Origin of the sequence: Umezawaea beigongshangensis, assembly GCF_016464305.1 — a bacterium.
In the GTDB taxonomy this organism is placed as follows: Bacteria; Actinomycetota; Actinomycetes; order Mycobacteriales; family Pseudonocardiaceae; genus Umezawaea_A; species Umezawaea_A beigongshangensis.
The window spans coordinates 58,888-82,174 of the sequence record NZ_JAEIOJ010000012.1 but is presented as its reverse complement, the minus strand read 5'-3'; the positions used below and the strand labels follow the sequence as shown (position 1 = coordinate 82,174).

General features: G+C 72.2%; 17 protein-coding genes and 1 pseudogene. 9 read left to right on the top strand and 9 right to left on the bottom strand.

Annotation, left to right across the window (positions count from 1 at the left end; genetic code table 11):
• Window positions 1-3: 3 nt before the first annotated feature.
• Window positions 4-1,266, bottom strand: coding sequence for an ABC transporter substrate-binding protein (locus tag IMZ35_RS25085; protein WP_199443646.1), 1,263 nt, complete (start codon window positions 1,264-1,266; stop codon window positions 4-6).
• Window positions 1,267-2,066: 800 nt separating this feature from the next.
• Here IMZ35_RS25085 and IMZ35_RS25080 point away from each other — a divergent pair.
• Together IMZ35_RS25080 and IMZ35_RS25075 are read left to right on the top strand one after the other, a co-directional pair.
• Complete coding sequence (locus IMZ35_RS25080) at window positions 2,067-3,626, top strand: non-reducing end alpha-L-arabinofuranosidase family hydrolase (RefSeq protein WP_199443645.1); 1,560 nt, start codon at window positions 2,067-2,069, stop codon at window positions 3,624-3,626.
• 91 nt (window positions 3,627-3,717) lie between these two features.
• Window positions 3,718-4,749 (top strand): poly(ethylene terephthalate) hydrolase family protein, encoded by a 1,032-nt coding sequence (locus IMZ35_RS25075; RefSeq protein ID WP_199443644.1) that lies wholly within the window; start codon window positions 3,718-3,720, stop codon window positions 4,747-4,749.
• Between the two features lie 280 nt (window positions 4,750-5,029).
• Here the strand turns inward: IMZ35_RS25075 and IMZ35_RS25070 are convergent, their stop codons facing one another.
• The 3 genes and pseudogenes from IMZ35_RS25070 to IMZ35_RS31940 all read right to left on the bottom strand — a co-directional run.
• The gene (locus IMZ35_RS25070; protein WP_199443643.1) at window positions 5,030-6,664 is read right to left on the bottom strand and encodes a glycoside hydrolase family 27 protein; all 1,635 of its coding nucleotides are present in this window, start codon (window positions 6,662-6,664) and stop codon (window positions 5,030-5,032) included.
• 127 nt (window positions 6,665-6,791) lie between these two features.
• The gene (locus IMZ35_RS25065) at window positions 6,792-8,093 is read right to left on the bottom strand and encodes a glycoside hydrolase family 6 protein (RefSeq protein ID WP_199443642.1); all 1,302 of its coding nucleotides are present in this window, start codon (window positions 8,091-8,093) and stop codon (window positions 6,792-6,794) included.
• A gap of 103 nt (window positions 8,094-8,196) precedes the next feature.
• A pseudogene (locus IMZ35_RS31940) lies at window positions 8,197-8,379 on the bottom strand (cellulose binding domain-containing protein); the annotation flags it as partial.
• Between IMZ35_RS31940 and IMZ35_RS31935 the strand changes: the two are divergent.
• Window positions 8,309-8,773 (top strand): hypothetical protein, encoded by a 465-nt coding sequence (locus IMZ35_RS31935; protein WP_307868742.1) that lies wholly within the window; start codon window positions 8,309-8,311, stop codon window positions 8,771-8,773. The pseudogene IMZ35_RS31940 and the gene IMZ35_RS31935 sit on opposite strands and share 71 nt — an antisense overlap.
• A gap of 716 nt (window positions 8,774-9,489) precedes the next feature.
• Here the strand turns inward: IMZ35_RS31935 and IMZ35_RS25055 are convergent.
• Window positions 9,490-10,641 carry a glycoside hydrolase family 62 protein gene (locus IMZ35_RS25055; RefSeq protein WP_199443641.1) on the bottom strand — a complete coding sequence of 384 codons (1,152 nt, stop codon included), beginning with the start codon at window positions 10,639-10,641 and terminating at the stop codon, window positions 9,490-9,492.
• 642 nt (window positions 10,642-11,283) lie between these two features.
• A complete protein-coding gene (locus IMZ35_RS25050; RefSeq protein ID WP_199443640.1) occupies window positions 11,284-12,324 on the bottom strand; it encodes a LacI family DNA-binding transcriptional regulator in 1,041 nt (346 codons plus the stop codon).
• 104 nt (window positions 12,325-12,428) lie between these two features.
• On the opposite strand from IMZ35_RS25050, the gene IMZ35_RS25045 reads away from it, so the two are divergent.
• From IMZ35_RS25045 to IMZ35_RS25035, 3 genes are read left to right on the top strand one after another with little or no spacing between them, the layout of a single operon-like run.
• Window positions 12,429-13,769: an ABC transporter substrate-binding protein gene (locus IMZ35_RS25045; protein WP_199443639.1), complete on the top strand. Its 1,341-nt coding sequence runs from the start codon at window positions 12,429-12,431 to the stop codon at window positions 13,767-13,769.
• A gap of 2 nt (window positions 13,770-13,771) precedes the next feature.
• On the top strand, window positions 13,772-14,590 hold the full coding sequence (locus IMZ35_RS31045) for a carbohydrate ABC transporter permease (protein WP_199443638.1): 819 nt from the start codon (window positions 13,772-13,774) through the stop codon (window positions 14,588-14,590).
• Window positions 14,587-15,393, top strand: coding sequence for a carbohydrate ABC transporter permease (locus tag IMZ35_RS25035; protein WP_199443637.1), 807 nt, complete (start codon window positions 14,587-14,589; stop codon window positions 15,391-15,393). The genes IMZ35_RS31045 and IMZ35_RS25035 overlap by 4 nt, the downstream gene beginning before the upstream one ends.
• Window positions 15,394-15,548: 155 nt before the next feature.
• On the opposite strand, the gene IMZ35_RS25030 is transcribed toward IMZ35_RS25035, so the two are convergent.
• Window positions 15,549-16,271: a MerR family transcriptional regulator gene (locus IMZ35_RS25030; RefSeq protein ID WP_199443707.1), complete on the bottom strand. Its 723-nt coding sequence runs from the start codon at window positions 16,269-16,271 to the stop codon at window positions 15,549-15,551.
• Window positions 16,272-16,382: 111 nt separating this feature from the next.
• On the opposite strand from IMZ35_RS25030, the gene IMZ35_RS25025 reads away from it, so the two are divergent.
• Window positions 16,383-17,600, top strand: a complete 1,218-nt coding sequence (locus IMZ35_RS25025; RefSeq protein WP_199443636.1) for an erythromycin esterase family protein — start codon at window positions 16,383-16,385, stop codon at window positions 17,598-17,600.
• A gap of 175 nt (window positions 17,601-17,775) precedes the next feature.
• Here IMZ35_RS25025 and IMZ35_RS25020 read toward each other — a convergent pair whose 3' ends face one another.
• Window positions 17,776-18,642 (bottom strand): hypothetical protein, encoded by an 867-nt coding sequence (locus IMZ35_RS25020; protein WP_199443635.1) that lies wholly within the window; start codon window positions 18,640-18,642, stop codon window positions 17,776-17,778.
• A 228-nt stretch (window positions 18,643-18,870) separates the two neighbouring features.
• Here IMZ35_RS25020 and IMZ35_RS25015 point away from each other — a divergent pair, with 228 nt between their 5' ends.
• Together IMZ35_RS25015 and IMZ35_RS25010 are read left to right on the top strand one after the other, a co-directional pair.
• Complete coding sequence (locus IMZ35_RS25015) at window positions 18,871-19,251, top strand: enolase-like domain-containing protein (protein WP_199443634.1); 381 nt, start codon at window positions 18,871-18,873, stop codon at window positions 19,249-19,251.
• Window positions 19,248-19,994, top strand: a complete 747-nt coding sequence (locus IMZ35_RS25010; protein ID WP_199443633.1) for an SDR family NAD(P)-dependent oxidoreductase — start codon at window positions 19,248-19,250, stop codon at window positions 19,992-19,994. Before IMZ35_RS25015 ends, IMZ35_RS25010 begins: the two co-directional genes overlap by 4 nt.
• 148 nt (window positions 19,995-20,142) lie before the next feature.
• Here the strand turns inward: IMZ35_RS25010 and IMZ35_RS25005 are convergent, their stop codons facing one another.
• Complete coding sequence (locus IMZ35_RS25005; RefSeq protein WP_199443632.1) at window positions 20,143-23,139, bottom strand: 3-keto-alpha-glucoside-1,2-lyase-like domain-containing protein; 2,997 nt, start codon at window positions 23,137-23,139, stop codon at window positions 20,143-20,145.
• Window positions 23,140-23,287: the final 148 nt, after the last annotated feature.

Genomic DNA, 23,287 nt, shown 5'->3' with positions numbered 1-23,287 from the left:
CGCTCAGCCGCCGATGGCGGTCTTGATGTTGCGCACGGCGTCGTCCCAGGCCGTGTCGGGGTTGCCGCCGCTCTGCTCGACGTTGGTGATGGAGTTGAGGAACTCCTGACCGATGGTCGCGCTGTCGGGACCGATGTAGAACGGCTTCAGCTCCAGCAGCGAGTCGGTGTAGATCTTGCCGGTCGGCGCGTCGGAGAAGAACGGATCCGTTGCGGCGGCGAGCCTCTCGTCCTGGTAGACCGACGGGGTGGACGGCAGCGCGCCGGATCGGCCGAAGTGGTCCAGCTGCCCCTGCGGGGACTGCATCTCCCTGATGTAGTCCCAGGCGGCCTGCGGGTTCTGCGCGCGCTTGGGGATGGCCAGGTAGCTGCCACCCCAGTTGCCCGAGCCGCCGGGGATGCGGGCGACGTCCCACTTGCCCGCCGTGTCCGGAGCGACGCTGCGGATGCGGTCGAGCATCCACGACGGCGCGGACACGGCCGCGTACTCGCCCTGTGCCATACCGGCGCTCCACGCGCTCTCGAAGGACGCCTGCCTCGCGGTGATGCCGGCGGTGGCCGCCTCGATGCCGAGGTCGAACGCCGCCCTCACCTGCGGGTTGCTGTCGTAGACCGGCTTGCGGTCGTCGTCGTAGTACTTCTGCGAGACCTGGTTGACCGCCTGGTAGAACACACTCGTGGCCGCGTTGTCCGTGAACGCCTTGCCGGTGGCCCGCCGGTAGCGCTTCCCGGTCTCGACGAACGCCTCCCAGGTCGGCCACAGCGCGCTCACGGACTCCCGGTCGGTGGGCAGTCCGGCGTCGGCGAACAGGTCGGTCCGGTAGGCCACGGCCATGCCGCCCACGTCCGTGGGGATGCCCAGCACCTCGCCGTCCCCCGCGACGCTCTGCGTGATCACCCAGTCCAGGTAGTCGTCCGTGACGTCGTCGGCGCCCAGCGTCCGCAGGTCGACGAAGTTCTGCGGCTGCTGCACGAACTTCGGCAGGTCGTCGCCCTGGATCAGCACCAGGTCCGGCACCTCCCCGCCGGCCAGCGCCGTCGTCAGCGCCTGGGCGGTCTCCACCGAGGTTCCCACCTCGGTCAGCTCGATCCGCACGTCCGGGTGCTTCTCCCGGTACGCGTCCACCGACGCCCTCTGGTCGATGGCCGCGAACGACCAGAACTCGAAGGACGAACCGTCCCCTCCCCCGCCTCCGCCCGTTCCCGGCGTGCAGGCGGCGATCAGGACGGAGACGGCGACGAGCAGCAGGGGCGAGCGGAGGGCCACGACGCTTCTCCAACGTGTGCGGGGTGAGCGGCGCGGCACCACACCGACCGACTGACCGACCGAAACTTTCGTTCTCAACTCCGATCGTTAACGTCCACGACGGTAAGCCGCATCACACCGGTCGTCAAGGACGGAGCACCGCGATTTCGCACGACCACGACGCCGCTGCGAGCAGAACCGGCGACAACGCCCGGATCACATTCACCACAACGGCGCAGAACCACCGCGTCAGCACGGGGGTGGGGCCGTGCTCCCACACGGGTGCGACATTGTCGCCGACTCCGGTGGCGCAGTCCGCCCAATTCCGCGTCAACACGGCCCGGAGGCGCACGCGTGAACGCTCGGGGTTCGCGGACCGGGCACGAAACCCGGACGCACCTCGCCGACCTCGGGTCGAGCGGTCCCGCGCGAAACGGTAACCAGAGCTGCGACGAACGGTCAACGACCTCGGTGGGCTAAAGATGTCCACATTATTTTTAGCCGTTCGCGCGGCGACGTCTCCGTGCCGCGTGTTTTCGTCGCTCCTTGACCGGCCGTGCGCCATGGTTCACAGTTCGATGAAGGCGGCAACCGTCCCGAACGACGATGTCGCGACCTCACCGCACCATTCGCGCAGAGGAGATGGCGAACCCCACCTGTCACCCCGACACACGTCGGCCGAGCACCGATCGGCACCGGGCGGGCCCTGCCGTCACGATGCCGGCGGCGTTCGACGCCGATCGATCGGGCACCGCTCCCACCGCGCGGGAGTCGTCCGCGCTCGACACGCCGCCCCCACCTCGACGAAGAGGAGCACGCTCATGGCCGGACCAGGCCAGCACCCACCCACCGCCCTCTCGCGGATCAGCAGGCGTCGCGGCCTGACCGGGGTCGCCGCCGCCGTCGTCACCGTGCTGCTCGGCGGCCTGGTGACGGCGCTCGGTGCGGCACCCGCGTCGGCCGCGACCGTCGACACGACCGCGTGGTACGTGCTGGTGAACCGCAACAGCGGCAAGGCGCTCGACGTCTACAACCTCGCCACGGGCGACGGCGCCCGCATCACCCAGTGGGCCCGCAACGACGGCAACCAGCAGCAGTGGCAGTTCGTCGACTCCGGAGGCGGCTACTACCGCCTCAAGTCGCGCCACTCCGGCAAAGTGCTCGACGTCCACAACTCCTCCACCGCCGACGGCGGAGCCGTCGTGCAGTGGGCCGACGGCAACGGCACCAACCAGCAGTTCCGCCTGGCCGACTCCGACGGCGGCCACGTGCGCCTGGTCAACCGCAACAGCAACAAGGCCGTCGAGGTCCAGGGCGGGGCCACCACCGACGGCGCGAACGTCGTCCAGTACAGCGACTGGGGCGGCACCAACCAGCAGTGGCAGCTCGTCCGCGTCGGCTCCGGCAACCAGCCCGGCACGGGTCTGCCGGCGTCGTTGCGGTGGAGCTCCAGCGGTGTGCTGGCCGGGCCGAAGTCGGACGCCGGGCACGACATCGTGTCCATCAAGGACTACACCGTGGTCAGGCACAACGACCAGTGGCAGGTCTACGCCACCACCGCCAGTCGCTCCGGCGGGTGGAACCTGGTGCACTTCGCCTTCCCCGACTGGCCGCAAGCGGCCAGCGCGACCCACACCTTCCTCGACACCGCGTCGGGCGTGGGACAGGGCTACCGCGCCGCGCCGCACCTGTTCTACTTCGCACCGCAGAACCTGTGGTACCTCGTGTACCAGACCGGCCTGCCGAGCTACTCGACCAGCAGCGACCCCGGCAACCCCCGCTCGTGGTCGGCTCCGCGCAACTTCATGTCCGCCGAGCCGGACATCGTCCGCCAGAACAAGGGCAACGGCCACTGGCTGGACTTCTGGGTGATCTGCGACGCCGTGAACTGCCACCTGTTCTCCAGCGACGACAACGGGCACGTCTACCGCGCGCAGACCAGCACGGCGAACTTCCCCAACGGGTTCGGCAACACCGTCATCGCCCTGCAGGACTCCAACCGCAACAACCTGTTCGAGGGCACCGCGGTCTACAAGGTCGGGGACAGCGGACAGTACCTGCTGCTCCAGGAGGCCATCGGTTCCACCGGCCGCTACTACAAGTCCTTCACCTCCAACCGGGTGGAGGGTCCCTGGACCCCGCACGCGGCCAGCGAGTCCAACCCGTTCGCCCGCACCAGCAACACCACCTTCCCCGCCGGTCAGTGGACGAAGGACATCAGTCACGGTGAGCTGATCCGCGCGGGCAACGACCAGACGCTGCCCATCAACCCCTGCCGGCTCCAGTTCCTCTACCAGGGACTGGCCCCGAACGCGGGCGGTGACTACAGCCAGCTGCCCTACCGCATGGGCCTGCTGACCCAGACCAACTCCCCCTGCTGACAGATCCCGGTGCCCCCGCGCTCCCCGCGCGGGGGCACCGGGCCGTCCGCGTTGCCGCACGACCGGCCGATCGCGAGGAGAAGTGATCATCGTGCCCAGAACGGACTCCCCCGCGCGGCGAACGGCCGCGCTCGTCGCCGCGGTGGCGCTGACGGCGACGACCGCGGCGCACGTCGGCTCGCAGCCCGCGTCCGCCGCCACCGGCTGCCGCGTCGACCACGCGGTCACCCCGCAGTGGCCCGGCGGCATCGCCACCTCCAGCGCCCGCCAGACCTTCCCCCCGGCCCCGCTGCTCGCCGGCGCGGCGTGCGGCGACCCGACCGCTGCCACGACGACAGCAGCGGACCGCCCCCTCGCGGAGAACGACTTCCCGGTCGTCCGGGAGGGCGCGCACGGCGACAACCGCTACACGGTGTTCCGCCCCTCGGACCCGCGGGCCGTCGGGCGTCCGCTGCCCGTCCTGGCGTTCGGCAACGGCGCGTGCGCGCACACCGACAACCGCGAGGTCACCAGAGCGCTGACGTTCCTCGCCTCGAAGGGCTTCGTGGTGGTCGACACCGGATCGGTCGACGGTTCGCCCAACGGTGTGCCCAGCGGTTCACCGATTCCGTCCCTGCTCACCGACGCGATCACCTGGGCGGGGCGCGAGCAGGGCCGTTCCGGCTCACCGCTGTCGCAGCGGCTCGATCTGACGAGGGTCGCGACCGCCGGTCACTCCTGCGGTGGCCTGGAAGCCCTCGTCGCCGGTCAGGACGCCCGCGTCTCCGCCGTGGTCTCCTTGGACAGCGGTCTCTTCGCCAACGGCTCCTTCGGCTACTCCCGGTCGGAACTCCGCAAGCTCCACACGCCCGTCCTGTTCCTGGACGGCGGGCCGTCCGACATCGCCCACGACAACACCAGGGCCAACTACGACCTGGTCACCGTCCCCGCCGTGCTGGCCGAGCAACCGCGGGCCGGGCACGTCGGGTTCATCACCGGTGACCAGATGACCGAGGGCATGACCGCGGTCGTGCACTTCCTCGACATGGTGCTCAACGGCAACCCGACCGCGCGGGCCTACGTCCTCAGCCCCTCGGGGCTCGCGGCCAGGCACCCGTGGACGGTGGCCAGCAAGAACTTCTGACCCACCTCCTCCGGGCCCCGGCCGTCGCGCGGACGCCGGGGCCCGGACGGGTGTCGAACGCGCTGGAGCCGGAAGCGCTGGTCGGCGGAGCCGGTGACGGTCCACTGCGAGCTGCGAGCTGCGCTGCGCGCGCCGTCCGCCGCCGACCACGCGTCCACGGGATCGGCGACCGGTGTCGTCCTCGATCCGGTCGACGTTCACCCCGCCGTCGCCGGAGGGCTCGGTCGCGATCCCGCTCCGCCGTCACCGAGCGCGGTGTCGGCGGAGCGGGATCACCCCCTCACGATCGCGACCACCGCTGGTTGGCCTGGCCGTTGCAGGTCCACAGCACCAGCCCGGTGCCGTTGGCGGTCGCGGCCTGCTCGACGTCCAGGCACAGCCCCGCGCGGACGTTGCGGATCGAGCCGTCGGAGGCGAGCGTCCACCTCTGGTTGTCCTGGCCGTTGCACGGCCAGGTGATGACCCGCGTGCCGTTGGTGGTGCCCCGGTCCGCGGCGTCGAGGCACTTGTCGCCGAAGACCCGCACCTCACCGCTCGCCCAGGTCGTCCACTGCTGGTTGGCCGCGGTGTGGCAGTCCCAGATCAGGACCGCCGCACCGGCGGCCGTGGAGGCGTTGTCCACGTCCAGGCAGCGCCCCGATCCGGTGCCGCGCAGACCGGAGGTGGTGGCGGCGACCGGGCTGCCGCCCGTCACCCGGAACGCCGCGACGCCGTGCGCGGGGACGCTCGCGGAGATCGCGCCCGAGCTGGCGGACGTGCCGCCGGTCCACAGGTCGGTGAGCGTGAACGACGAGCCGGACAGGCCGATCTGGGCCGCCGTGGTGGTGATGGTGGCGGTGCCGCTGCCCCGGTTGAGCAGACCGATCGCGACCGAGCCGTCGGCCAGGGGCTTGGCGAGGACCTCAGCGTCGCCGTCGTCGCGCACCCGCCGCCCGCCCGCGCCGAGCGGGTCCTGGTTGACCGCGAGCAGGCGCGGGTTGCGCAGGACCGCGCTGACGTCGGCCGACATGGTGCGGATGTCGTTGCCCGCCATGAGCGGCGCGGCCATCAGCGCCCACAGCGCGAAGTGCGAGCGGGACTCCGTCAGCGACAGTCCCGGACGGCCCACGACCAGCATGTCCGGGTCGTTCCAGTTGCCGGGGCCGTTCTGCGCGGCCAGCGGCGCGGTGACGTCCAGGACGTTCCCGACGCCCATCGGGTAGCTGTTGACGTTGCCGTTCTGCCAGATATCGAGCAGGTCCTCCGTGGTCCGCCACAGGTCGGCGACCTGGCCCCAGTCGTACCTGTCGCCGGTGATGGCGTGGAAGCTGTTGGGGTTGATGCTGTAGACGATCGGCCGTCCGGTGGCGCGCAGGGCGTCGCGCATCAGCGAGAAGCGGGCCACCTGCTCGTCGCGGCTGCCCTCCGAGGAGCACCAGTCGTACTTGAGGTAGTCGACCCCCCAGGAGGCGAACGTGCGGGCGTCCTGGACCTCGTGGCCCCTGCTGCCCGTGGCGCCGGGGTGCGCTCCCGTGGTCTGGGCGCAGGTGCGTTCGCCCGGCACCTGGTAGATGCCGAACTTCAGACCCCTGGAGTGGATGTGGTCGCCCAGCGCCTTCATGCCGCTGGGGAACTTCGTCGGGTGGGAGCGCAGGTTGCCCGAGGCGTCGCGCTGCGGGTCGAACCAGCAGTCGTCGACCACCACGTACTGGTAGCCGGCGTCCCTCATCCCGGAGGACACCATCGCATCGGCGGCTTGGCGGACCTGGGCTTCGGTGATCCCGCACCCGAAGCTGTTCCAGCTGTTCCAGCCCAGCGGCGGGGTGAGAGCGGGACTGCCGGGGGCGGCCTGCGCGGCGCGGCCCGCGGTGATGGTCGCGATCACCACGAGCAGGACGATCACCGGGTGGAGCACTCTGCGGAGTCGAGCGGGCATCGTTGCCTCTTTCGCGCGGGGTGGGACGCCGACGCGGGTACCGGCGGCGTGGATCGGGCGGTCGCGCCCGTCCCCGTCCGGAGGAGGTGGGTTCCGGACGGGGACCTCGGCGCGACCGATCACGGTGTCAGGAGCACGCGGTTCCGTTCAGCGACGGCGAGGAGAACGGCGGTGCGGTCCCGTCGTAGCTCGCGTTGTACCCGACGGTCGCCTGGCCACCGGTCGCGAGCGTGCCGTTCCAGGACTCGTTGCCGACGCGGACCGCGTCACCGGTGTCGGTCCACGTGCCGTTCCAGCCCTGCAGGACGGACACCCCCGGCGCCGAGAACGCGAGGGTCCACCCGTCGATCGACGGCCCCCGGTTGGCGATCACGATCTCACCGCTGTACCCGCCCGACCACCGGTTGACCACGCGGTGGGTCACCGTGCAGCCGCTGCCCGGCCCGTTGGTCGTGCTGGTCGTCGTCGGGCCGGCCGCCATCGCCAGTTCGTACGCGCGCTGCGGCACGAACTGGCCGGCCTGGGCGATGCAGCCGTCGGCCTCGCCCGGCAGCTTGACCCACAGGAAGGCGTCGATCCTGGCGTCTCCCGTGTTCGTGGTGCTGGGCGTGCCGATCGCGCGCCCTGCCGGATCGCACCACTCGCTGCCCAGCGGGCCGTTGCCGTTGCGGCTGGTGTCGATCACCGCCTTGAGCCTGCCGTCGCCGACGGCGTCGAGCACGGCTCTGGTATAGGCCACCTCGGCGGAGGTGGCGCGGTAGTTCGACACGTTGCTGGCGATGCCGTCCGCGCTGCCGGAGACGTCCGCGGCGCGCAGCCTGCTGGCCGCCTCCGACGGGGTCAGCCACGCCGAGTTGCCGATGTCGTAGTAGACCCTGGCCTGCGAGGAACCGGACTTCAGCTTCCTGCCCGCGTAGGACATGGAGGCCCTGGTCTGGCTCTGCTGCTCCGCGTTCTGGCAGTTGCTCATGATCGGCAGCACGTCGGGCTCCAGCACGATCGTCGCCGGACGACCGGCCAGCCCCGCCGCGACCTCGTCGACCCACGCCCGGTACGCCTGGTGCGAGGGCGCACCGCCGCCGCTGGCCCCGCCGCAGTCGCGGTTGGGGATGTTGTAGACCACCAGGATCGGGATCTTCCCCGCCGACGCCGCCGCGCCGACGAAGGAGCTGATCTCCGATCGCACCGACGAGGTGTTGGTGGTGGTGAACCACCGCGCCTGCGGAACCGAGGCGATCCGGTCGCGGATGACCGGCGTCCTGGAGTCGGCGGGGTTGGCGGCGACCCACCTCGCGCTGGAGCTCGACGGGTCGACGTAGAACGCCGACTCCACGGCACCGGCGGTCGCGCCGCCGACCACGGCCAGCGCAGTGGCTCCGGCCACGAGCCCGGCCGAGAGCGCGGCCGCGGCCAGCTTGCTCCGCTTCATGAGATCTCCTGTCAGAGTGCTGAGACACGGTCCGGGCGGTGGTGCACGCGGCGCCGTTGAGCGCGAACGACGCGGGTTCGTCCGCGTTTCCGGTGTGCGTCGCCTGGAAACCGGTGCTCACCGACGCGTTCGGGGCGATGTCGCCGTTGTGGGGCGCGTTCTTCGCCGTCACCTGACCGGACGACGGGGAGTACGCCGCGTTCCAGCCCGAGGTGATGGTCTGGCCGCCCGGCAGCGTGAACACCAGCGACCAGCCGCTGATCGGTGCCGGACCGGTGTTGGTGATGGTGATCTCCGACGTCAGACCGCCGTTCCAGGCGCTGACCGTGTCGGACACCCGGCACGAGGCGTCACCGGGCGGGTCCGTGGTGGTCGGCGGACCGCCCTGGAACTGGGAGAAGAACCGCCACACCTCGCCCTTGGTCCACGTCCTGACGCCGCTCTCGCAGTTGCACCCGTCCACGGCGCCCGGCAGGTGCCCGCCGTCGAAGGCCGCCCACACCACCGGGTACCCGGCCCGGCACCCGGTGTACGCGGTGGTGACGTGCGTCAGGCTGCCCGCGGCGGGTTCGCGGGGAGTGGTGGGCGTGCAGCCGTTGTTGCGCACGAACCTGTCGCGCAGGGACCGGCCCTGGGCGATCGAGAGCACCGAGTCGCTGATGCCGTGGATCCCGAGGTAGGCGACGGGCTGCGTGCCGCCGTCGCACCCGCTCAGCTGCGCGCCGGAGAACACCGCGACCGCCCGGAAGACGTTCGCCCTGCCGCACGCCAGCGCGTAGCTCATGCCACCGCCGTAGCTGAAGCCGGTCGCGAAGCGCAGCGCGGTGTCGACGCAGAGGTCGGCCTCGATCCGCGTGATCATGGCGTCGACGAACGCGACGTCCTGGCCGCCGGTGTTGGGCCAGGCGTTGTCGATGCCCTGCGGGGCGACGAGGATCGCGCTGTCACCGGACTGCTCCTGCTGCCCGTAGTAGGCCCACGGCGTGCCGCTCGTCCCACCGGAGGCGACCTCGTTCGCCGTGCCGTGCCACCAGTGGAAGGCGAAGATCAGCCGGTGCGCCCTGGTGCTGGTGTAGCCGTCCGGAACGCGCAGGACGAAGGTGCGGCTCCTGCCGCCGCTCTGGATCGTGTGCGTGCCGCTGCGCAGCGTCGGGGACTTGCCGCACCCCGCGCTCGTCCCCTCGGCGCCGAGCCCCTGGGGGACGAGCGCCGAGGGCGACGCCGCCGCACCGAGAGCACCGCTCAGCACCGTGACGCCCGCCGCGAGCACCAGGAGCGCCACGGCCGCGGCGACGGCTCTGGAAAATCTCTGTCCCGACATCACTCGACTCCTTCTGCGGTTCGGGGCGGCGGAGGTGGACGGCGCGCACGACGGCCCGTCGAGGCCGACGGACGATCAGCAGGTGGAGTTGGTCTGGGTCAGCAGACCCAGCCGCCAGGGCAGGCGGTTGTAGTCGCCACCGGCGTTGGGGTCCATGCCCTGGTAGAGGTAGCTGAGCTTGCAGGGACTGATCTCCATGCTCTGGTCGACGGTGGTGCGCACCATCTCGCCGTGGCTGATGTCCCTGGTCCAGGCGCCGCCGGGGAAGGTGACGTTGTTGGCGCGCGCGAAGGGGTTGGCCTCGGTGTCGGCCAGCGCCGCCCAGGGGCCGGTGATCGCGGGGGCCGTCCAGGAGCGGAACCAGCGGCGGCCGTCGGAGCCGATGGCCTCGTGCACCAGCAGCCACTGGTTCTTGCCCGCGATCTTGTAGACGTTCGCGGCCTCGAACAGCCGGTTGCGGTTGGAGTCCTGCATCGCGATCACCGTGTTGGTGAACCCGTTGGGAAACTGCGCCAGGCCGGTCTCCGACCGGTAGAGGTGGCCGTTGTCGTCGCTGGAGAACAGGTAGCACTTCACGGTGTCGCACACCGTCCAGAAGTCGACCCAGTACCCGTTGCCGATGTTGTCCCGGATGATCTGCGGCATCCCGCCCGCGTAGAAGTTCCTCGGAGCCGACCACCCCTGCGGGTTGCCGACGTCGCTGTTGGTGGAGTACGAGGCGTTCGAACCGGTCTGGTAGACCAGGTACCACAGGCGCTGGGGGGCGAAGTAGAACACCTGCGGCGCGGCGCGGTAGCCCGCTCCGACACCGGAGCGGTCCAGGTAGTGGTGCGGCGCCGACGACGCCTGCGACCAGTCGGAGAAGCTGGTGTACATCAGGTTGTAGCCGGTGGTGTAGGTCGAGGCGAACACGTGGTACTTGCCGTTGTGGTGGACCACGCTCGGGTCCTTCACCGCCACGTTCGCGTGCGTCGAGTCCGGCTTCGGACTGATCAGCACACCGCTGGACGACCACCGGAAGCTCGACGGCAGGTCGGCCTCCGCCGCGGTCGTCGTGGTGGGAGGAGCGGCCCGGTCGGCGCACCGGGCCGGGTGCGACACCGAGCACCCCGGTGCCGCCGAAGCCGGGGCCGACGCCGCGGTCAGCACCGACACCGCGGCCAGTGGCACCGCGGCAAGCACCGCGAGCCGAGATCGTCGTGGCGTGAGCAGTCGTGCCAGCAACATGATCGTCCTTCGTCGTCGGAACGGGTGGACGGTCACGGAGGACGGGCCGCGCGGGTGGCGGTGTCGACGGCCGCGGTTCCGGGACCTGGCGCGGGAAGCGTCACCGGGGCGCGCTCGACATCCCTTCGCGGAACCGCGGGTCACGCACGTCAGCCGGTGCGGTGCGGGCGGGAGGTGCCGGGAACCGGGGCTCCGGGAACCAGGAGTGCCGCCGGGTGGTCGACGTGCGCGCGCACGGTCGCATCGAGGTCTCCCCACGTCGTCGTTGACGGTCGGGCGGTGCGGCGGAGCCGGCCGATCGGTAGGGCGCCGGAACCGGACCGGAGTTCCGACTGTGAGCAATGAAACCAGCCGAAAGACAACGGGTCAAAGCTAAAGATGTTAACGCCAACGTTAGCTGAGCACCGAGTCGTTCTCGAAACTTTCGATCGAAGTGCGCGCATTTTCCCAGGTAAAGAGGAATTTTTCACCGCAGGAGCAGCACATTTGGCAAGTTGCGCACTTCTGTTTTCGATCAAGTCTTGTGAGCGTGAACAGGCAGGTGGCACACTGCGCACCGCCAGGTCGTCCACAGAAGGTGTCGCATGGAGCTGACAGCGGAGCCGCGGTCGCGTCCCAGCCGGCCACCGAACTGACGCGTCGTCAGGGAGCCTGCACGCGCACCGAACCGCCCCGGCGCAACGGCATCGGCACCCGGATGACGGTCGGCGCCCCTCCCGCGCGCCGACGCCGTTCGAACAGACCCAGGAGAACGTCGACCGCCCGCACGCCCAGTTCGTGGTGCGGCAGGGCGACGGTCGTCAGCCGCGGTCGCATCCAGGAGGCGATGGGATGGTCGTCGAACCCGATCACCGAGACGTCGTCCGGCACGGACAGACCCGCCTCACCGAGAGCCTGGTAGGCCCCGAAGGCCAAGCGGTCGTTGAAGCACACCAGTGCCTCGGGGCGGTGGCGCCGCAGGATCTCGCGGGTGGTGTCGTAGCCGTCCTCCGGCATCCACTTCGGACAGCGGTGCGCGCTGACCACCTCGACGCCCGCCTCCTCGAACGCCGAGCGCAGGCCGAGGAGCCGTTCCACGGCGGCGACGCTGTTGGGCGGGATGTCCTGCGGTCCCGGACCGGCGCCGATCAGGTGGATGCCCGACCGGTGCCCGGCGTCGAGCAGCTCTCGTGCGGCCGAGCGGCCCGCCCGCACCTCGTCGGGCAGCACGGAGGGAACGGTCGAACCGGTCGCGGGCACGGCGTTGAGCAGCACGGCCGGCCCGTCCCGCAGACCCTCCGGCACCGCGACCGACCTGGTGTACATGGCGGCGAAGACGACGCCGTCGACGCGCCGGTCGTGCAGGGCCTCGACCAGCGTCCGCTCGACCACGGGGTCACCACCCGTCTCGCCGACGAAGAGCATGAAACCGTGCCGGTGCGCCGCGTCCACCGCGCCCTTGATCATGTTGCCGGCGAGCCCGGAGGAGGCGACGGTGTCGGACACGAAGCCGATCGTCCGCGTGCGGCCGGTGCGCAGGCCCACCGACAGGGTGTTGCGCCGGTAGCCCAGCTCCTGCGCGTTCGCCAGCACCCGGCGCTCGGCCTCTTCGGAGATGCGCAGTTCTCGCGCGCGTCCACTCAGGACGAGCGACGCGGTCGTGCTGGACACGCCGCTCGCCGCCGCGACGTCGGCCAGCGTCACCCGCCTCCGTCCCACCGCACACCGCCTCCCGACCGTGCTCGCACCACGACCACACCCCGGATTCAGGACGCTAACACGATTTAGCAGGCGATGAGGAGACCGCGATGCAGCGCCCCGACCTCCACCGCGCCCGGCTGGCCGTGGTCGCCCTGGCACTGCTCGGAATCGGCTGTGCCGCGCCGGGCTCCGACCTCACATCCACAGTGGACGGTCCGGCGGTGGTGTCGGAGCCCTCCTGCGGGACGGAGCCGCTGACGTTGCGGGCCCGCTTCGAGACCGGCTCGGCACTGGCCGGGGCGCTGGCGGACGAGTTCACCCGGCAGCACCCGAACGTCACGTGGGACATCAGGGAGGAGCAGTTCGACGTCCTCACCCGCAACGCGCCGCGCGTGCTGGCCGACGATCCCCCCGACCTGATGCGCCTGCCGCAGGTGTCCGACGTCGCGGGCGCGGGCCTGCTGCGCGACCTCGACGGCTACGCGCGCTGGTTCGGGTGGGACCGCCTGCCGGAGTCGCAGACGCGGCCGCTGCGCGTCGGGCCGGGTGGCGGGCCGCGCGGCGAGGGACCGCTGTACGCGACGGGCCTGTCCACCAGCGTGACGGGCTTCTTCTACGACGAGGAACTGGCGGCGCGGATCGGTGTGCGCGAGCCGACCACGCTGGCGGAGCTGGACGACGCCCTCGCGCGCGCCCAGCGGGCGGGCGTCACGCCGCTGGCCGGCTTCAACGGCGGCGCGACGGGCGGGTTGACGTTCCCGTTGCAGAGCCTGATGGGCGCCTACGGCTCGCCCGAGGAGATCGACGACTGGACGTTCCAGCGGCCGGGGGCGCGGATCGACACCCCCGCGGGCGTCGAGGCCGCGCGACACCTGGCGCGCTGGCTCGCCGCCGGGTACTTCGACCCGGACCTCAACGCCACCGACTACGCCCGCATGATGGACCGGTTCATCTCCGGCCGGGCGCTGTTCATGGTCAACGGGGACTGGGAGTCCGCCACGCTCGACCGTCGCATGCCCGGCCGCGCCGGGTTCTTCCTGACGCCGCCGCTGCGCGCCGGGGAGCCCCGCGCGGCGATGGCCGGGCCGCCGTCGTTCGGCATCGCGGCGCGGGCCGAGCACCCGGACTGCGCGGCGGTGTTCCTCGACTGGGCCGTGTCGGACCCGGTGGCCCGCGATCTCGTCGTGCGCGTCGGCGGGGCACGCCCCCTCGGCGGAGCAGCCACCTCGTCACCGGTCGAGCCCGGCTCGGTCACCGCCGCCACGTTCGCCGCCACCGACGAGGTGCTGGCCCACGACACGGCGATGGACTTCATCGCCAACGCGACCGGTTCGGTGTACGCCAGGAGCTGGACGCCGCAGTTGCAGCAACTCGTGGAGGGCGAGCAGACCCCCGAGGGACTGCTCGCTCGCGTGCAGGCCGACTACCTCGACCAGATCGGGGGCTGAGCGTGCGCGGATGGCTGTTCGTCCTCCCCGCGCTCGCCGTGTACGGCGTGTTCGTGCTGCGACCGCTTGCGCTGACCGCCCAGAGCTCGCTGTACCGGTGGGACGGCGTGGGGCCGTCGACGTGGGTCGGTGCGGACAACTACGTCGCCGTGGTGACCGACCCCGGCCTGCGCGACTCCCTCGTGCACGCGCTGCTGCTGGTCGTGGCGTTCGCGGGCGGTCCGGTCCTGCTGGGTCTCGCCCTGGCCACCGCGCTGCGGCCGGGCCCGTCGCTGGTCCTGGTCCTGCCGCAGGCCGTGCCACCGGTCGCGGCGGGACTGGCGTGGAGCGTGCTGCTGTCGTCCACCGGCGCGGTGAACCGGGCGCTGGAGGCGGTCGGGCTCCACGGGGTCGCGCGGACGTGGCTGGGCGACTCGTCCACCGCGCTCGCCGCCGTGGGCGTGATCGGGGCGTGGGCGCTGCTCGGCGTGTGCACGCTGCTGCTGTCGGCGGGCGTGCGGCGGCTGGACCCGGCGCTGTACGAGGCCGTGCGCCTGGACGGGGCGCGGCGGTGGCAGGAGTTCCGCGCGGTGACGCTGCCGGGCGTGCGGCGGGAGGTCGGCGTGTGCGTGGTGATCACCTCGCTCGCCGCTCTGTCGAGCTTCGACGTCGTGTACGTCACGACCGGGGGTGGTCCCGGCGGTGCGACGTCGGTTCCCGCGCTGGAGGTGTTCTACCTGGCCTTCGCGGAGCGCGAGGTCGGCCTGGCGTCGGCGCTGGCCGTCGTGCTCGTGGTGCTCGTGCTGGCCGTGATCGGCCCGGTGCTGCGGTGGTCGCGGTGACGGCGCTGCTGCGCGCCGGGCTCGTCGCCGTGACGGTGCTGCCCCTGGTGGAGCTGTTCGTCACGGCCCTGCACCCGCCCGGCACCTATCCGCCCGGCCTGACCTGGCCGGCGGACCCGCACTGGTCGAACTTCGGCCTGGCCCTGCGCACGGCGCGGGTGGACCGGGCGCTGCTGTCGGGTCTGCTCGTCGTGCTCGCCACGGTGCCCGCGGTCCTCGTGCTGTCCGCCGTGGCGGGGTACGGGCTGGCGCGGTTCCCGCTTCCCGGCGGACGCGCGGTGCTCGGCCTGTTCGCGATCGGCCTGGTGCTGCCTCGGGAGGCGATCGTCGTGCCGCTGTACCAGCAGGTCCGCGAGCTGGGGCTGCTCGGCACGACCACCGGGCTGGTGCTGCCGCTGATCGCGGTGCACCTGCCGTTCGGGGTCGTGTGGATGCGGGCTCGCTTCGCGTCGGCGTCCGCCGAGCTGTCGGACTGCGCCCGCGTGGACGGGGCCGGCCCGTGGGCGGTGTTCCGGCTCGTGCACCTGCCGCTGGCCGGTGACGCTCTGCGGTCGCTGGCACTGCTGCTGGTGGTGTGGACGTGGAACCACCTGCTGCTCGCCCTGGTGCTGGTCGACGATCCGCTGCGGCGCACGGCGGCGGGCGCGCTCGGTGCGTTCCAGGGCCGTTGGGGCACGGACGTGCCGCTGCTGTGCGCGGGCGCGCTGCTGATCACCGCTCCGGTGGTCGTGCCGCTCCTCCTGCTGCGCCACCGGTTCGCCGACGCCCTCCTCGCGTGGACCTCGGTCCGGCGACGCCGGTGAGGCGCGCGCAGCACGAGTGCACCGACCCCACGAGCACCCCCGCCAGGCGTCCGGTGCCGTGACTGCCGACGACGTCCGCGACGCCGTCCGCCGGCGCAGCGGCAGGTCCCCCGATCACCGGGGCGTCCGCACGCCGTTCGGCCCGCGGACGGCGATCAGTTCGACGGGGAGTCCGCGTCCTGCCGTGCCCGGTCGAGCAGGGTGAGGTAGGTGTCGAACCGGGCCGCGCCGGAGAGGAGGTCGCGGCTGCGCGTGGTCAGCCTGTGCTGCCAGGAGTCGAGGAAGTCGCTCAACGCGTCCGCCCCGCCCGCCTCGCGCAGCGAGGCGACGAACTGGGCGACCTGGCGCAGCAGGTACCCGCCCCGGCGCAGCTGCCGGGCGATCTCGGCGTCGCGCACGCAGTCCGGCCCGTACTCGCGGTAACCGGTCACCCGGTCGCGCACTGGGCGCAGGATGCCCTCGGTCTCCCAGGTGCGCAGCGTCGCCGGGTGCACGCCGATGCGACGCGCGAGTTCGCCCACGGTCAGCGGACGGCCGTCGACGGGGACGGGTGTCGTGGTGGACAGGCCGTCCAGGGCCGTCGCGACCTCGGTGCGGGTGTCGCGTTCGGCGAGCAGCGCGACGTGCGCGGCGTCGATCAGCCGGTAGGCGGACTCGGTGTCGCCCCGGTTGGTCGCGCGCATGATCTCCAGCGCCTGCTGGTGCCCGTGGCCGCGACGCAGCGCGAGGAAGGCCCGCAGGGCCTGCGCGTGCAGGGGCGTGTAGCGCCGGTAGCCGGTCTCGCTGCGCTCGGTCGGCGGGAAGACGCCGGCACCGTCGTAGTTGCGGATCGCCTGTGCGGACAACCCGTGCTCACGGGCCAGGTCGACGGGTCGCAGCGCACACCTCCTGTGAGGCTTCACCCCGTGCTGGCCGGGGAGAAGTCGCCGAAGTCTTCCTCGCCCCTTCAACGATAGCGTCGAGGATCGTTCCTCCGGAAAGGGGTGTTCGTGTCCACTGCCGCATCACTGCGCGGAATCGCCCGCCAGCTCGACGACCCGGCGAGCCAGGGCCGTGCCGTCGACGAACTGCTCGCCGAGCGGTCCGAGCCGCCCGCCCTGCTCGCCCTCGGCGAACCGACCCACGGGATCGAGGTGTTCCCGGCGCTGCGCAACGAGCTCCTCGGTCATCTCGTGCACCGCGGGTACCGGTCGATCGTGCTGGAGACCGACGTCTTCGCCGCGTCGCTCGTCGACGACTACGTCCGCGGGGCGACGGCCGATCTCGACGCGGTGCTGGCGACCGGGTTCAGCCACGGGTTCGGTGCCGTGCCGGGCAACCGCGAACTCGTGCAGTGGCTCCGCGCGCACAACGCGGGCCGCGCGCCGCGGGACCGGGTCCGCTTCCACGGCTTCGACGCGCCGGTGGAGTCCTCCGGCGCGCCGAGCCCGCGACGCGCGCTGTCCGGGGTCCGCGATCACCTGCCCGTCGCGCTGAGGCCGGAGTCGGCCAGCGACCTCGACGCCCTGTGCGGCGACGACGCGGACTGGACGAACCCGGCGGCGATGTACGACCCGGCGGCGTCCATCGGCGGCTCCGACCGCGTCCGCGCCCTGCGCGTCGTCGCCGACGACCTCGCCAGCGCGCTGCGCCGCGCGGCACCCGCCCTGCGTCCCCCGGACCCGGCCGGGCACGCCCGTGCCGTCGCGCACGCGCGCACCGCTCAGGGCCTGCTGCGCTACCACGCGGCCATGGCCAGCACCGCACCCGGCCGCATCGCGACGCTGCTCGGCCTGCGCGCCGAGATGATGGCCGACAACCTGCTCGCGATCCTCGACGAGGAGCAGCGGCGCGGACCGAGCCTGGTGTTCGCGCACAACGGGCACCTCCAGCGCGCGACGTCGCACCTGTCGCTCGGCGAGGAGGAGGTGAGCTGGGGAAGCGCCGGGGCGATCGTCGCGCTCACCCTCGGCGAGCGCTACGTGTTCCTGGCGACCGACGCCGCTCCCGACAGCGATCCGGGCACCCTCCAGGGCGTGCTGGCCGAGGCGACCACCCGCCGCGCCCTGTTCCCGGCCCCGGCCCTGCGCGCCGCGCTTCCCCCGTCGATCTGCGCCGGTGAACCGATCGTGCCCGGCCACGTCCCGCTGACCCCGGCGGACCTGGAGGGCGCCGACGCGGTCGTCTTCGTCGCCGACACCGACGGGAAGCGGCACCGGTACTGGTAGCGGCACGCGGGGCCCGCCACCGCGCGGTCGACCGCGCGGTGGCGGGCGACTCCGCCGGCACCGGGGTGCGAGAGCCGCACGCCCCGGCCCTCGACGACCCGGCCGGTGATCGGCGACAGCGGCAGCACGGTGCCGCACGGCCTCCCGCGCAGCGCTCCTGGCCGGAACCCGGTCGTCACGGCGTCCGCGCGGCCGCCAGTTCCACCAGGCCCGGACGGTCGAGCACGTCGAGCCGCTGCTCCCCCTGCGGACCGGACCGCGCGACCAGGCCGCGCCGCTCCAGGAGACCCATCGCCTTCCTGAGCCGCTCGGTCACCAGGGAGCCCTTGCCCCTGGCCGCGAACTCGGCCCTCTCCTCGGAGGTCAGGGTCGGCGCGACCTTCTTCTTCCACACGTCCAGCAGGTCGGCGCGCGCGACCGACGTCGCGTCACCGGCCAGGTCCAGCACGATCTCCGCCAGCACCCGCCCGCTGTCGTCCTGCTGCGCCGCCTGCCGCTCGACCAGCGCCTCCAGCGACGTGCGGCTCGTCGCGCCGGTGGTGCCCGGCACGTCGAGCGCCGTCAGCCGCGCCCACAGCGCCCGGTCGGCCCCGGTCGGCTCGCTCCCGCCACCCAGCACGGCGGCGCGGTGGGTGTCGATCGCGGCGCCCAGGGTGACCACCAGGTTCATCAGCTCGTCGCGGACGTCGTCCCCGCGCAACCGGCGCACGGCGGCGGCGATCAGCCGGTGCTGCTCCCGCACCATCGTCTCGAAGTGCGCGGTCTTCTTGGCCCGATCACCGTCCTCGGCGGCGTCGCGGTCGAGCTCGGCCCTGGTGATCTCCCCCTCCGCGAGCCGGACGCGCGCGGCGTCGCGTTCGGCCCTGCGGTGCGCGCGGTCGGCGGCGATGCGGTCCAGCATCGCCAGCAGCACCCGGTCGGTCTGCTCCACGTAGGCGTCCGAGGCCAGTTCCCGCCACACCTCGGGCTCCCGGCTGCGCAGCGCGTTGTTGACGAACCGGTCCGCGGCGTGGTCGTCGTCGGGGCCGTAGGGCAGTGCCACGGTGTCAATCCTTACGTCGTGCGGTCGTGAGGACCGGCAGGCCGATCCGGGCGCACGTGTCGTGCGAGCTGGTCAGCACAGTGTCCCAGCTCCACGTCGGGCGCGTCGCGCCGGTCCGGAAGCACGCCTCCGGCACGTCGGACCCGTGCGAGGCGACCGTTGCGATCCGGAGCACACCGCCGGTATACCTGGGAGGGGCGGATCCGATGTGCGACGGGGCGGTGCCGGGTGGAACTGCTGCGCGTGGTCGTGCGCGTCGCCGACGAGGTCGACGGCGAGCACGTCCGCGACCGCGTCGTGTTCGAGCAGGTGCTCCGAACCGGTTCACCGTCCCGGCCGCGCCTGGACGCGACCCCGGCGGCCGGGGCCGGCGCGAGCGGGGTGGTGCCGTGCGCACCGGTGCAGCACCTGGCGGTGGTCGACCACGTCGCCGTCTCCGGAACGACCGGGGACCGGGTCGTCGACCACGTGGACCACCCGCACGAGCACGTCACCGGCCCCGCGCGCGTCACCGGGGACCGCCGCACCACGCACCCGGCGAGCACCACCCTCCGCACCCACCCGACGGACCCGGCGTGGGCGTCCGCGGCCGAGAGGAGCGTGTCGTGAACGACTTCGCCGGACTGCGCGCGATCGTCACCGGTGGCGCGTCGGGCATCGGCCTGGCCACCGCCACCCTGCTGGCGGCGCGCGGGGCGCGGGTCGCCTCGCTGGACCTGGTCCCGTCCGCCACGGCGCCCGTGCTGGGCTTCGCCGCCGACGTCAGCGACGCGGACTCGGTCACCGCGGCCGTCGAGGAGGTCGTGGAGCTGTTCGGCGGCCTGGACGTCCTGGTGAACAACGCGGGCATCGGCGCGCAGGGCACGGTCGAGGCCAACGCGGACGACGAGTGGCACCGGGTGTTCGACGTCAACGTGGTCGGCATCGTCCGCACCACCCGCGCCGCGCTGCCGCACCTGCGCCGCTCGGACCGGGCGTCGATCGTCAACACGTGCTCGATCGCCGCCACGGCCGGCCTGCCGAACAGGGCCCTCTACAGCGCCACCAAGGGCGCCGTCCTGTCGCTGACCCTGGCCATGGCCGCCGACCACGTCGCCGAGGGTGTCCGGGTCAACTGCGTCAACCCCGGCACCGTCGACACCCCCTGGGTCCGCAGACTGCTCGACAGCGCCGACGACCCGGACGCCGAACTGGCCGCCCTGCGCGCCCGCCAGCCGACGGGCCGCCTGGTCAGCGCCGACGAGGTGGCGGCCGCCATCGCCCACCTCGCGAGTCCCGCTTCCTCGTCCACGACCGGGACCTCCCTGGCCGTCGACGGCGGAATGCACGGCCTGCGGCCGCGTCGCCGGTAGCCCGCTCCCCACCGCACGACCGGTGGACGTCCGGGAAGAGCCCCTGCCGGCCCTTCGACGGTCCGGCCCCGACCGCCCGACGCGTCCGTCCCGTGTCGCTCGCCGGGCGGCGAGCGGCACGGGACGGGTGGTGCGACGGACGTCCGGGCTATCCCAGTGGTTCGACCCAGATGTTGCGGAACCTCACGTTCTCACCGGGATCTCCGTGGTCCTGGAGGCGGAACGGCCCCGCCGTCGGCGTCTCGGGAGCGCCGTTGCCGGTCGGTCCGTCGATCGCGAGGTCCCGGTGGACCGTGACCCCGTTCCACACCACGGTGACGCGGGCGTTCTCGGTCTTCACGCCCGCGCTGTCGAAGCGGGCCGCCCGGAACGTGACGTCGTAGGTCTGCCACGTCTGCGGCGCGGTGGCCGCGTTGGGCGAGGCGGCTCTCTTCAGGTAGATGCTCGCGGCGTCGTCGGCTGCGAGCGGTTGTTTGCCGTAGCTGTCCAGGATCTGGAGCTCGTAGCGGTCCTGGAGGTACACGCCGCTGTTGGCGCGCTGCTGCCCGGTGACGGAGGACGGCAGGTTCGGCAGCCAGAACTCCAGGTGCAGCCTGAAGTCTCCGAACCCCCTCCTGCTGCGGATGTCGCCGCCCAGCGCCTCCATCGACCCGTTCGCCACCGGCCAGGAGGGCGCGCTGCCGTCGGCGTTGCGCCAGTTCTCCGTTCCGCCACCGCTGTAGAGCGTGATGCGCGAGGCGGGGGTGACGGTCAACTGGTCCAGGTTGACGTGCCCGACGTCCCCGCTGTCCACCCGGTAGGCGATGGTGTTCGCCCCGGCCCGCAGCGTCAGCGCCTCGGTGTGCGTGGCCCAGGTGTCCCAGTTGCCGGTGTCGGCCAGGGCGACCTGTCTGACCTTCGCCCCGTTGACGTGGACGCTGACGGTCTTGGTCCCGGCGGACGGGTTCGGTCCGTTGCTGTAGCGCAGACCGACGTCGTGCGAGCCCGCCTTCGCCGCGTGCACGGCGAAGGCGGTGCTCGCCCCCTGAGCGCCGTAGTTGTCGACGAAACCCGCGCCGGAGTAGCCGAGGTGGTCGGTGTTGACGCGCGCGCCGCCGGACAGCGCCGCGCTCTCCGCCTCGAAGGACTGGGTGGCCGACGGGGCGCTGCCGACGAGGTTGTTGAGCGTGTACCAGGCCTCGGTGTTCCACAGCGGCACACCGGCGCTCGACGTGAACGGGCGCGGCGAGCGCAGGTGCACCACCCGGCCGGCCTTCAGGCCGTCGAGCTTGAGCGTGACCTTCCGGCCGTCCGCGGAGGGCGTCGCCGAGGCGACCCGCAGGTTCTCCTGGTCGACCTTGGGCCCGCCGTACGCGGGCGTGGGCGCGTACCGCCACTGCTCGGCCCGGTAGCGGCCGGCGAGCCCCGCCGCGGTCTCCGCCGAGACCGGCTGCGTGTACTCGAGCTCGAACCCGCCCGCGACCGCGCGCACGGCCAGCAGGTCGAACGTCCGGCCGCCGTTGGGCGCGAGCTTCTGCAGGCCGTGCTTGAGCTTGCCGTCCTGGCCCCAGTTGCCGTCGTCCCCGATGCCGCCGATGTAGATGGCGCCGTCCGGGCCGACGGTCGTGCGGTTGACGCCCGCTTCGAGCCCCTGGGTCATGCGGAACACCGCGCCCTGGTACTCGCCGTTCACCTTCTCCAGGAACGCGCGCTGGAGACCGCCGTAGGTGACGTCGCCGAAGATCATCTGTCCGGCGTAGAGGCCCTGGGTGAGCTGCACCGGCGTGCTCGGCGAGTTCGCGATCTCGTTCTGCGGCAACCACAGCACGGGTTGTGCGATCGGGTTCGCGTCGAACGGACCGGCCGGATTGGTGTAGTGGTTGAAGAACCGGTCCTGCTTGACGTGCACCAGCTTCGACGCGGGGAGCCAGCCGCCCTGGTTGTCGTTGACGAACACGCCCCCCTCCGGACCCCAGCCGATCCCGTTCGGCGTGCGCAGGCCGCCAGCCACGTAGCTGACCCGTCCGGTGGCGCGGTCGACCTTCACGGTCGTGCCGCGGTTGGCGGCGGGCTGCGGGTCGGTGGTCGCACCGCCGAGGTTGATCGAGACGGACAGGTTGAGGTAGAAGAACCCGTCCCGGTACAGCAGGCCGAACGCGAACTCGTGGAAGTTGCCGCCGTAGGGCCACGTCGCGACCGTGCGGGACCGGTCGATCACGTCGTCGCCGTTCGTGTCGGCCAGTTCGGTCAACTCGTGCTTCTGCGACACGTAGATCATGCCGTCGAGCACCTTCAGGCCCATCGGCTCGCGCAGGTTCGTCGCGATCCGCTTGGTGGTGACCCGACTCGGCGAGGTGGCTCCGGTGACGTTGCCCAGCACCCAGAGCTCACCGGTATCGGTGCTCTTGCCGTCCCAGGTGGCGATGGCCAGGCGGCCGTCGGGGAACCAGTCCATCGCGCTGACCCTGGGCTGGAAGCCCGCGGGACGCAGGTCGGTCAGGGTGAAGTCGGGGTGGACGGCGTTCAGGGGCAGGCCGTCGCCGGGTGAGTCGGCACCCGTCGCGCACTCCTTGCGGCCGGGAGCGGTGACCCGGACGACCCCGCTGTCCGTGCTGAGCGCGGAGTTCGGCACGACCGAGAAGTCCGCCGCGCCCGGCGGCTTCCACTGGAGGGTCAGCTGCTGCCCGCCGTCGCGCTCGAAGTGCTCGATCAGCAGGGCGTGGGGACCGGCGGACAGGGTGACCGTGCCGTCCTTCGGCTGCGTGCCGTGCACGCCGTCGTGGTCGACGACCACGGTGCCGTCGATCGACAGCCGCGAACCGTCGTCGCTGAGCAGCCGGAACGCGTAGCTGCCCGCCAGGGTGATGCCGACGTTGCCGGAGACCTCGGCCACGAAGCGGTCGGCGAAGCCGAAGTCGTCGGCCGACGTCCAGTCCACGGTCGGCATGAGCTTGTCGACGTTGGGCGTCTGAGCCGGCTTGAGCACGCACAGCCGGTCCAGCGACACCTGCACGTCGAACACCCGCAGCGTGACGCCCGGCTCCTGGGGCGGCGGGGCATCACTCCTCGGATCGGCGAGCGCGGGGCCCGGTACGCCGCTCAGCAGCAGTGCCGCTGCCAGCAGACCGAACGCGGACGCACGTGGTCGTCGCGTAGTCCATCTCATGTCCACACTCCCGGGGAGGGCCGCGACGATCGCGCGTGTCCGACGTCGTCGTCGCACGGTTGGAGGTTGTGCACGCGGTGGCGGAAACAGAAGCGGGAACTCTGAGTAGTTACAAGTTCACCCAAACGTGACGAAGATTAAGTGACTC